General features: G+C 74.3%; 7 protein-coding genes and 1 riboswitch. Of the genes, 2 read left to right on the top strand and 5 right to left on the bottom strand.

Going from position 1 to position 10,308, the window contains the following annotated elements; genetic code table 11:
• The coding region (locus tag ACFXGA_RS25220; protein ID WP_378091724.1) for an efflux RND transporter permease subunit at nucleotides 1–1,134 on the top strand (1,134 nt) is incomplete at its 5' end.
• A 290-nt stretch (nucleotides 1,135–1,424) separates the two neighbouring features.
• On the opposite strand, the gene metH is transcribed toward ACFXGA_RS25220, so the two are convergent.
• The 4 genes from metH to ACFXGA_RS25240 all read right to left on the bottom strand — a co-directional run bounded on the left by metH (nucleotide 1,425) and on the right by ACFXGA_RS25240 (nucleotide 7,942).
• Complete coding sequence (gene metH, locus ACFXGA_RS25225) at nucleotides 1,425–5,012, bottom strand: methionine synthase (protein WP_378091726.1); 3,588 nt, start codon at nucleotides 5,010–5,012, stop codon at nucleotides 1,425–1,427.
• 14 nt (nucleotides 5,013–5,026) lie between these two features.
• A riboswitch (S-adenosyl-L-homocysteine riboswitch) is annotated at nucleotides 5,027–5,105 on the bottom strand.
• A 70-nt stretch (nucleotides 5,106–5,175) separates the two neighbouring features.
• The gene (locus tag ACFXGA_RS25230; protein WP_378091729.1) at nucleotides 5,176–5,823 is read right to left on the bottom strand and encodes a lactate utilization protein C; all 648 of its coding nucleotides are present in this window, start codon (nucleotides 5,821–5,823) and stop codon (nucleotides 5,176–5,178) included.
• A complete protein-coding gene (locus ACFXGA_RS25235; protein ID WP_378091731.1) occupies nucleotides 5,820–7,217 on the bottom strand; it encodes a lactate utilization protein B in 1,398 nt (465 codons plus the stop codon). Before ACFXGA_RS25235 ends, ACFXGA_RS25230 begins: the two co-directional genes overlap by 4 nt.
• A complete protein-coding gene (locus ACFXGA_RS25240) occupies nucleotides 7,214–7,942 on the bottom strand; it encodes a (Fe-S)-binding protein (RefSeq protein WP_378091733.1) in 729 nt (242 codons plus the stop codon). Before ACFXGA_RS25240 ends, ACFXGA_RS25235 begins: the two co-directional genes overlap by 4 nt.
• Before the next feature lie 41 nt (nucleotides 7,943–7,983).
• Here ACFXGA_RS25240 and ACFXGA_RS25245 point away from each other — a divergent pair, with 41 nt between their 5' ends.
• The gene (locus tag ACFXGA_RS25245) at nucleotides 7,984–8,712 is read left to right on the top strand and encodes a FadR/GntR family transcriptional regulator (RefSeq protein WP_378091735.1); all 729 of its coding nucleotides are present in this window, start codon (nucleotides 7,984–7,986) and stop codon (nucleotides 8,710–8,712) included.
• Between the two features lie 114 nt (nucleotides 8,713–8,826).
• On the opposite strand, the gene ACFXGA_RS25250 is transcribed toward ACFXGA_RS25245, so the two are convergent.
• A complete protein-coding gene (locus ACFXGA_RS25250; protein ID WP_378091737.1) occupies nucleotides 8,827–10,215 on the bottom strand; it encodes a rhamnulokinase family protein in 1,389 nt (462 codons plus the stop codon).
• Nucleotides 10,216–10,308 lie beyond the last annotated feature (93 nt).

Consider the following 10,308-nt stretch of genomic DNA (forward strand, 5'->3'; position numbering starts at 1 on the left):
GGGGCGGCGCCGGGAGTCTCTCCCACACCCTCGCCCTGCTCCCCCCCGCCCCCCCCGCCCCCACCCGGGGGGCCGCCGGGGCCCCGGTGCCGCCGGCCCCTCGCCGACACCCCCGGCGTCGGCGAGGTCACCAACGACCTGTCGGTGAGCGCGCCCCGCGTGCAGGTCACGGTGAACGCGGCCGCGGCGGCGGCCCGCGGCCTCTCCGGCCAGACCATCGGCCAGTTCGCGGCGCAGGCGCTGCGCGGCGTGCCGGTGGCGCAGCTGCCCGTCGACGGCGAGGCCCGGCAGGTGCTGCTGCGCACCGGGACCGCGCCGACCGACGTGGCCGCGTTGCGCGCGCTGCCGCTGCCCGGCGGCGTCACGCTCGGCCAGGTCGCCGAGGTGTCCGTGGTGGACGGGCCGGTGCAGGTGCGGCGCACCGACGGCGCGCGCAGCGCCACCGTGTCGGCCAAGGCCACCGGCTCCGACCTGGGCGCGGTGACCGCCGAGCTGACCTCCCGGCTGGACGCGCTGGACCTGCCCGCCGGCGCGGCGCACAGCATCGGCGGCGTCAGCGCCGACCAGGCCGAGACGTTCGCCGACCTGGGCCTGGCGATGCTCGCCGCGATCGCGATCGTGTTCCTGATCATGGTGGCCACGTTCCGCAGCCTGGTGCAGCCGCTGATCCTGCTGGTGTCCATCCCGTTCGCGGCGACCGGCGCGATCGGCCTGCTGCTGCTCACCGGCACCCCGCTCGGCCTGCCCGCGCTGATCGGCATGCTGATGCTCGTCGGCATCGTGGTGACGAACGCGATCGTGCTGATCGACCTGGTCAACCAGTACCGGCGGGACGGCATGCCGGTGCGGGAGGCGGTGGTCGAGGGCGGCAGGCGGCGGCTGCGGCCGATCCTGATGACCGCCGCGGCCACGATCTTCGCGCTGCTGCCGATGGCGCTCGGCATCACCGGCGAGGGCGCGTTCATCGGCAAGCCGCTCGCGATCGTGGTGATCGGCGGGCTGATCAGCTCGACGCTGCTCACCCTGGTGCTCGTGCCGACCCTCTACTCGATGGTCGAGGGCCGCAAGGAACGCCGGGCGGCCAAGCGCGCCGAACCCCGCCCGACCGGGGACCGCGAACCGGTCGCCGTCTGAGCACGCCGGTCGGACAGGCCCCGTCGCCCGCCGCAGCGGCGGGGCCTCGCCGGGTGGCGACCCGGTCGGGCCCCGACGGCGCGCGAGCGCCCGGTGGGAAACCTCCGCCGCTCCCGAACCCGTGGAAGCGCAGGGCGTCACCTCCGGCGGGTCGCGGTCCGGGTGGCGCTGGAGCGCGACGAGCCGCGGGGCCGGCAGTCGCGGTCGGGAGGGCCGGGGAGCGTGCCGAGCCCCGGGCCGCCGGGCCTCGCCGGAGCGCGACGAGCCCCTGGGCGGAGTGTCCGGCGGGGTCAGGCTTCCGGCTCGTAGGCCAGGTTCGGCCGCAGCCAGCGCTCGACCTCCTCGACCGCCATCCCGCGGCGGCGGGCGTAGTCCTCCACCTGGTCGCGCCCGATGCGGCCCACGGTGAAGTAGCGCGACGCCGGGTGCGCGAAGATCAGACCGCTCACGGCCGCCGCCGGGGTCATGGCGAACGAGTCCGTCAACGCCAGCCCCACCCGCTCCGCGCCCAGCAGCTCGAACAGATCCCGCTTCTCGCTGTGGTCCGGGCTCGCCGGGTAGCCGAACGCGGGCCGGATGCCCCGGAACCGCTCGGCGTGCAGGTCCTCCAGCGCGGGCTCGGCGTCCGGCTCGAACCAGTCCCGCCGCGCCCGCAGGTGCACGTGCTCGGCGAACGCCTCGGCCAGCCGGTCCGCCAGCGCCTTCACCATGATCGCCTTGTAGTCGTCCTGCTCCCGCTCGTACCGGGCGGCCAGCTCCTCCGCGCCGTGGATCGCCACCGCGAACCCGCCCAGGTGGTCGCCGGCCGGCGCCACGTAGTCGGCCAGGCAGCGGTTCGGGCGGCTCTGCGGCTTGGCCGTCTGCTGCCGCAGCATCGGCAACCGCCTGCCGTCCACCACGATGTCGTCGCCCTCGGCGTGCGCGGGCCAGAAGCCGTACACGCCCCGGGCCCGCAACGACCCGTCCGCGACGATCCGGTCCAGCATGGCGTTCGCGTCGTCGAACAGCTCCTGCGCCGCCGGGTTGGTCTCCAGGATCCGCGGGAACTTCCCCTTCAGCTCCCAGGCCAGGAAGAAGAACGTCCAGTCGATCATCTCGCGCAGCTCGGCCACCGACGGCTCCACCACCCGCAGCCCGGTGAACGCGGGCGTCGGCAGGTCGTCGAACGACACCACCTCGGCGTTCGCCCGCGCCTGCTCGACGGTCAGCAACGGCGTGCTCTGCCGGTTCTCGTGCTCCTCGCGCAACCGCTGCTGCTCGGCCCGGTTCGCCTCGGCCAGCTCCTGCGCCCGGTCGGGGTCCAGCAGCGCCGACACCACGCCCGCCACCCGGGACGCGTCCAGCACGTGCACCGTGGTCCGGTCGTACGCGGGCGCGATCCGCACCGCGGTGTGCTGCCGGGACGTCGTCGCCCCGCCGATCAGCAGCGGCAGGTCCATCCCGCGCCGCTGCATCTCCGCCGCCACCGACACCATCTCGTCCAGCGACGGCGTGATCAGCCCGGACAGGCCGATGGCGTCCGCGCCCTCGGCGACCGCGGTGTCCAAAATCTTCGCCGCGGGCACCATCACGCCCAGGTCGACCACGTCGTAGTTGTTGCAGCCCAGCACCACGCCGACGATGTTCTTGCCGATGTCGTGCACGTCGCCCTTCACCGTGGCGAGCACGACCTTGCCGTTGCCGCGGGTCGAGCCGGACGCCTCCTTCTCCGCGTCCATGAACGGCTCCAGGTGGGCCACCGCGCGCTTCATCACCCGCGCGCTCTTCACCACCTGCGGCAGGAACATCTTGCCCGACCCGAACAGGTCGCCGACGACCTTCATGCCGTCCATCAGCGGGCCCTCGATCACGTCCAGCGGACGTGCCGCGGCCAGCCGGGCCTCCTCGGTGTCCTCGACGATGAAGTCGACGATGCCGTGCACCAGCGCGTGCTCCAGCCGCTGCTCCACCGTGCCCTCGCGCCAGGACAGGTCGACCGCCCGCCTGGTGCCCGACCCGGACACCGTGCCGGCGAACGTCACCAGCCGGTCGGTGGCGTCGGGGCGGCGGTCGAACAGCACGTCCTCGACCAGCTCCAGCAGGTCGGCCGGGATGTCCTCGTAGACGGCGAGCTGGCCGGCGTTCACGATGCCCATGTCCAGGCCCGCGCGCACCCCGTGGTACAGGAACGCCGAGTGCATCGCCTCGCGCACGGTGTCGTTGCCGCGGAACGAGAACGACAGGTTCGAGATGCCGCCGCTGATCCGCACCCCCGGACAGCGCTGCTTGATCAGCGGGATCGCGTCCAGGAACGCCTTGGCGTACCCGTTGTGCTCGGCGATGCCCGTCGCCACGGCCAGCACGTTCGGGTCGAAGATGATGTCCTCGGCCGGGAAGTCCGCCTTCTGCGTCAGCAGGTCGTAGGCGCGGCCGCAGATCTCGACCTTGCGCTCGGTCGTGTCGGCCTGGCCCTCCTCGTCGAACGCCATCACGACCACGCCCGCGCCGAAGTCGCGGATGCGGCGGGCCTGGGCGAGGAACTGCTCCTCGCCCTCCTTCAGGCTGATCGAGTTGACCACGCCCTTGCCCTGCACGCACTTCAGCCCGGCCTCCAGCACGCTCCACCGCGAGCTGTCGACCATGATCGGGACGCGGGCGATCTCCGGCTCGGTCGCGATCAGGTTGAGGAACGTGGTCATCGCCCGCTCGCTGTCGAGCAGGTCGGCGTCCATGTTCACGTCCAGCAGGTTCGCCCCGCCGCGCACCTGCTCCAGCGCGACGTCCACCGCCGCCTGGTAGTTCTCCGCCTCGATCAGCCGGCGGAACTTCGCCGAACCGGTCACGTTGGTGCGCTCGCCGATCATCACGAACCCGGTGTCCGCGCCGATCTCGAACGGCTCCAGGCCGCTGAACCGGCTGCGCTCCGGCACCCGCGCCACCGACCGCGGCGCGAGGTCCCCGACCGCCGCCGCGATCCGCGCGATGTGGTCGGGCGTCGTGCCGCAGCAGCCGCCGACGATGTTCACCACGCCGTCCTCGGCGAACTCCCTCAGCAGCGCGGCCGTCTCCTCCGGCGTCTGGTCGTAGCCGCCGAACGCGTTCGGCAGGCCGGCGTTGGGGTGGCTGGCCGTGTAGACGCCGGCGATCCGCGACAGCTCCGCCACGTGCGGCCGCATCTCGGCCGCGCCCAGGGAGCAGTTCACACCCACGACCAGCGGGTCGGCGTGCGCGACGGAGTTCCAGAACGCCTCGACCGTCTGCCCGGACAGCGTCCGGCCGCTCAGGTCCACGATCGTGACCGAGATCCACAGCGGCAGGTGCGGCGCGACCTCGCGGGCCGCGGCGACGGCCGCCTTCGCGTTCAGCGTGTCGAAGATCGTCTCGATGAGCAGCAGGTCGACGCCGCCCTCGGCGAGCGCGCCGATCTGCTCCGCGTAGGTGGCCTTCACCTGGTCGAACGTCACCGTCCGGTACGCCGGGTCCTCCACCCGCGGCGACAGCGACAGGGTGACGTTGAGCGGGCCCACCGAGCCCGCCACGAACCGGCCGCCCGCCTCGTCGGCCGCCTGGCGGGCGAGCTGCGCGCCGCGCAGGTTCATCTCGCGGACCAGCTTCTCCAGGCCGTAGTCGGCCTGCGCGATGCCCGTCGCGGTGAACGTGTTCGTCGTGGTGATGTCCGCGCCCGCGGCCAGGTAGCGGCGGTGGACGTCGAGCACCAGGTCCGGCCGGGTCAGGTTGAGCAGGTCCGGGTCGCCGGTGACGTCGCGCTCGTGGTCGCCGAGCAGGTCGCCGCGGTAGTCGGCCGGGGTCAGCCCGGCGGCCTGGAGCATCGTGCCCCAGGCGCCGTCCAGCACCGCGACGCGCTGGTCGAGCAGCTCTCGCAGGGCGTTTTCCGACACGCGGCCTCCCATGGTGGTGGGAGGCGCCCTTCGGGTCCTTGCGCCCGACCGAGCGTGGCGGGCCGAAGGCCCGTTGCAGCGCCTCTCGGTCGGGAGACCGATCTTAGCGAAATTCGCGTTTGTGGGCGCACCCGTCCACGACGTGAGACGGTTTCGCGGTCGGTCAGCGGACGATGACGACCTCCAGCGTGCGCGGCCCGTGCACGCCCTCGACCCGTTCCAGCTCGATGTCGCTGGTCGCGGACGGTCCGCTGATCCACGTCTGGGTGCGCGCCCCGGCCAACGCCGCCACCGCGTCCGGCACCCCCGCGACCACCTGGTCGGCCCGCACCACGACCAGGTGGTAGTCCGGCACGAGCGTGAGCGCGCGCGGCCCCTGGTCGGGGGCGTCGTGGTCGAGCACGATCGTGCCGGTCTCGGCGACCGCCACGTGACAGGCCGTGAGCACCGCGTCGGCCCGTTCGAGCGCGGCCACGTCCACCGGACCGCGCACGACCTCGACCCGGACGGCTTCGGGGTCCGCTCCGGTCGCCGCGTCCACCCACGGCCGGGTCCACTCCGGCGGCGTGCCGGGCGCGGTCACCACGTGCCGCGCGCCGCGCTCCCGGAGCGCCCCGGCGACCGCCGCCGCCACCTCCCCGGCCTCCGCCACCCGCACCCGCGCCCGGTAGTCGCGCAGGCGTTCGGCGAACAGCTCCACGTCACCCGGCCCGCGCGTGCCCGCCGCCCGGTACTCCCGCGGCACCGGCGTCGCGGCCCGCGCGCCCTTCGCCCGCCGCACCCTCGCCAGCACCTCGTCCCGCGCGCTCACCGGGACTCCCACCAGTCGCGGAACGTCTCCTTCGGCGGTTGCGGCAGGTCACGCGCCGCCGACCACCCCGGCAGCGGCACGTGCCGGCTCGCCACCCGGCCGAACTTCCCGAGCCGCACCAGCCGCCGCCACCGCCGCGCGTCCGACATCGCCCACGCCAGCGCCCGCATCGCGGTCGACTCCGGCGTCGTCCGCTTCGCCGACACCACCCGTTCCCGCAGGTGGACCAGCATGGACGGGATGTCGATCGCCACCGGGCACACGTCGTAGCAGACACCGCACAACGACGACGCGAACGGCAGCGTCGGGTTCCGGTCCACCCCGGTGAGCTGCGGCGACAGCACCGCCCCGATCGGACCGGGGTACGTCGAGCCGTACGCGTGACCGCCCGTGCGCTCGTACACCGGGCACGAGTTCAGGCACGCCGAGCAGCGGATGCAGCGCAACGCCGCCCGGCCGTCCGGGTCGGCGAGCGTGGCCGTGCGGCCGTTGTCCACCAGCACCACGTGGCTGGTCTGCCCCTCCGTCGGCCCCGTCCACACCGACGTGTACGGGTTCATCCGCTCGCCCGTGGACGACCGGGGGAGCAGCTGCAGGAACACCTCCAGGTCCTGCCAGCGGGGCACCAGCTTCTCGATCCCCACCACGCTGATCAGCGTGCGCGGCAGGGTCAGGCACATCCGCCCGTTGCCCTCCGACTCGACCACCACCAGCGACCCCGTCTCGGCCACGCCGAAGTTCGCGCCCGAGATCGCCACGTCCACCGTCGTGAACTTGTGCCGCAGGTGCCGGCGCGCCGCCTCCGCCAACGCCCGCGGGTCGTCGGTCAGGTCCGGGTCCACGCCCGGCATCCCGCGCCGGAAGATCTCCCGGATCTCCGACCGGTTGCGGTGGATCGCGGGCACCAGGATGTGGCTCGACTTGTCGTGGCCCAACTGCACGATCAACTCGGCCAGGTCGGTCTCCACCGCGTGCACGCCGATGTCGGCCAACGCCTCGTTCAGCCCGATCTCGACCGTGGCCATCGACTTCACCTTGATGACCTCGCGCGTCCCCGTGGCCCGCACCAGCCCGGCCACGACCCGGTTGGCCTCGTCGGCGTCCCGCGCCCAGTGCACCTGCGTGCCGCGGCTGGTCAACGCCTCCTCGAACCGCACCAGGTACTCGTCGAGGTTCGCCAGCACCTCGTCCTTGATCGCCGCCCCCGCCGCCCGCAGCCCCGCCCAGTCGGGCAGCTCGCCGACCACGGCCGCGCGCTTGGCCCGAATCGTGCCGGTGGCCTTGGCGAGGTTGCGCCGCAACTGCGCGTTGCCCAGCGCCTCGCGCGCGGCCTTCGGGAACGGCTCGCCGGTCAGGTTGCCGCCGCCGGCGGGCATGCCCAGGAACGTCGTCATCGCGTGTGCTCCAGGATCTGGGCCAGGTGCAGCGGCCGGACACCGCCGCGCAGCCTGCTCAGGCCGCCGCCGATGTGCATCAGGCACGACGAGTCGCCCGCCGTGAGCACGCCCGCCCCCGTGCCGAGGACCGCGCTCATCTTGTCCGCGAGCATCGCGGTGGAGGTGTCGGCGTTCTTCAGCGCGAACGTGCCGCCGAACCCGCAGCACGTGTCCGCGCCCGGCAGCTCGACCAGGTCGATGCCCTCGACCGCGCGCAGCAGCCGCAACGGCCGGTCGCCGACCTTCAGCACGCGCAACGAGTGGCACGTCGGGTGGTAGGTGACCCGGTGCGGGAAGTACGCGCCCACGTCGGTGACCCCGAGGACGTCCACCAGGAACTCCGACAGCTCGTAGGTCCGCCGCGCCGTCTCCTCGGCCGCCTCGGCCAGCGCGCGGTCGCCGTGCTCGCGCGCCACGCCCGCGTGCTGGTGGCGCACGGACCCCGCGCACGACCCGGACGGCGCGACCACCACGTCGGCGTCCTCGAACGCCCGCACGTGGTTGCGGACCAGCGGCAACGCCTGGCCCGCGTACCCGGTGTTGACGTGCATCTGCCCGCAGCACGTCTGCCCCGGCGGCACGACCACCTCGTGGCCGAGCCGCTCCAGCAGCCGGACGGTGGCCTTGCCGACGTCCGGGAACAGCCCGTCGACCAGGCACGTGACGAAGAGCGCGACCTTCACCGCGACGAGTCTAGACTGCGTGGTCTGACCACACCAGGGCTGTGGTCAGACCACAGGAGGTGCGGACGGTGTCCGGGTACGGCGCGGTGCTGCGGCACGTCGAGTCGGAGCTGAGCGCGGGCAGGCTCGGCGTGGGGCAGCACCTGCCCGCCGAGCGCAGGCTGGCCGAGGACCTCGGCGTCAGCCGCGCCACCGTCCGCGAGGCGATCCGCGTGCTCCAGGCGATGGGCGTGGTGCGCAGCGGCGTCGGCTCCGGACCCGACGCGGGCACGACCGTCATCGCCGACCCCGCGGGCGGGCTCGGCGCGGCCCTGCGCCTGCACCTGGCCACCCGCAGGCTCCCGATGGCCGACCTCGTCGGCACCCGCGTCATGATCGAGAGCCACTCGGTGCGCGCGGCCGCCGCCACCCCCGACCACCCCGACCTCGCCCGCGCCGCCGACCTGCTGACCCGCATGGACGCGCCCGACCTCGACGCGGACGCGTTCCACCAACTCGACGCCGACTTCCACGTCGCCCTCACGGCCGCCGCCGGCAACGCGGTGAACACCGCGATCATGGCGGCCCTGCGCGACGCGATCCACCGCACCGTGCTCGACGCCGTGCAGGCGCTGCCCGACTGGTCCCGCACCGCCGTCCGGCTGCGCCGCGAGCACCGGTCGATCCTGCGCGCCGTCCGGGCGGGCGACGGCGAGCTGGCCGCGGCCCGCGTGACCCGCCACGTCCGGGGGTTCCACCGCGAATGGGCCCGCCACGCGGGTCCGACGTGACCGGACGGCCCCGCCGCGACCCCCGCCACCGCGAACCCCGGCCCGGCCGCAGCCCCCCGTCACCGCGAACCCCGGCCCCGCCGCGGCCCCCGTCACCGCGAACCCCGCCGGACGTCACTCGGGCAGGTGATGCCGGACGTCCTCCGAATCGGCCAGGCGCGCCCGGATGTCCTCCAGCGTGGCCGGGGCGGCACCGTGGGCCCGCGCCTGGACCAGCACGTTGCCCAACGCGGTGGCCTCCACCGGACCCGCCGTCACCCGCCGCCCGGACAGGGTCGCCGTCAACCGGCACAGCAGGTCGTTGCGCGACCCGCCGCCCACGACGTGGATCACGTCCACGTCCCGCCCGGTCAGCCGCGCCGCCTGGTCCACCGTGCGGGCGTAGGCGACGGCCAACGAGTCCAGCACGCACCGCACCGTCTCGACCGGACCCGCCAACGGACCCGTCGCCGCCTCCGCGATCCGACGCGGCATGTCACCCGGCGGGATGAACGCCGGGTCGTCCACGTCCACCGTCGGCCCACCCGCCGGCAGCGCCTCCGCCCGCGCCAGCAGGTCCGCCGGGTCCAGCCCCGGCCACTCCCGCATCGACTCCTGGAGCAGCCACAACCCGCCCACGTTGCGCAGGAACCGGATCCGCCCGTCCACCCCGCCCTCGTTGGTGAAGTTCAGCTCCCGCGCCCGCCCGTCCACCACCGGCGCCGGCAGCTCGATCCCCGCCAACGACCACGTCCCGCTGGACACGTAGGCGAACCGCGACCCGTCGGCGGGCAGCGCCACCACCGCCGACGCCGTGTCGTGCGACCCGACGGCCGTGACCGGCGTCGCGCGGGGCAACCCGGTCGCCCGCGCCACCTCCGGCCGCAGCACGCCGCGCACCTCGCCCGGCTCCTGCAACGGCGGCAACGGCACACCGGCGGCCAGCTCCGCCGACCACGTGCGCGTCCGCACGTCCAGCAGGCCCGTGGTCGACGCGTTCGTGACCTCCGTGCGCAGCTCGCCGGTCAACCAGTACGCCAGCAGGTCCGGCAGCAGCACCACGTGCGCGACCTCCTCCCACAGCGGCGACGACCGCTCCGCCTCCAGCTGGTAGAGCGTGGTGAACGGCAGGAACTGCAGGCCGTTGATCGCGTACAGGTCCTCGAACGGCACCCGCGCGTGCACCCGCTCCACCGCCTCGGCCGTCCGCCCGTCCCGGTAGGAGACGGGCTCGGCCAGCAGCCCGCCGTCCGCGCCCAGCAGCCCGTAGTCCACGGCCCAGGTGTCGATGCCGATCGACGCCACCTCGCCGAACCCGGCGGCCAGCGCCCGCAGGCCGGTCAGCACCTCCCGGTACAGGCCGGTGAAGTCCCACCGCAGGCGCCCGTCGCGGTGGACCACCCCGTTCGGGAAGCGGTGCACGACGTGCAGCGTGGTCCGGCCGCCGGCCACCACCCCGGCCACGACCCGGCCGCCCGAGGCGCCGATGTCCACGGCTCCGAAAACCCCGGCGACGGACGACATGGGCGACTCCTCGGCTTGAATCGTTTCAAACCACCGCAGTGAAGCGCCCCGCGCCCGCCCTGTCAAGGACGCCGTCCGGCCCCCGGGAGGACC

Origin of the sequence: Actinosynnema sp. NPDC059335 (assembly GCF_042752395.1) — a bacterium.
GTDB lineage: Bacteria > Actinomycetota > Actinomycetes > Mycobacteriales > Pseudonocardiaceae > Actinosynnema.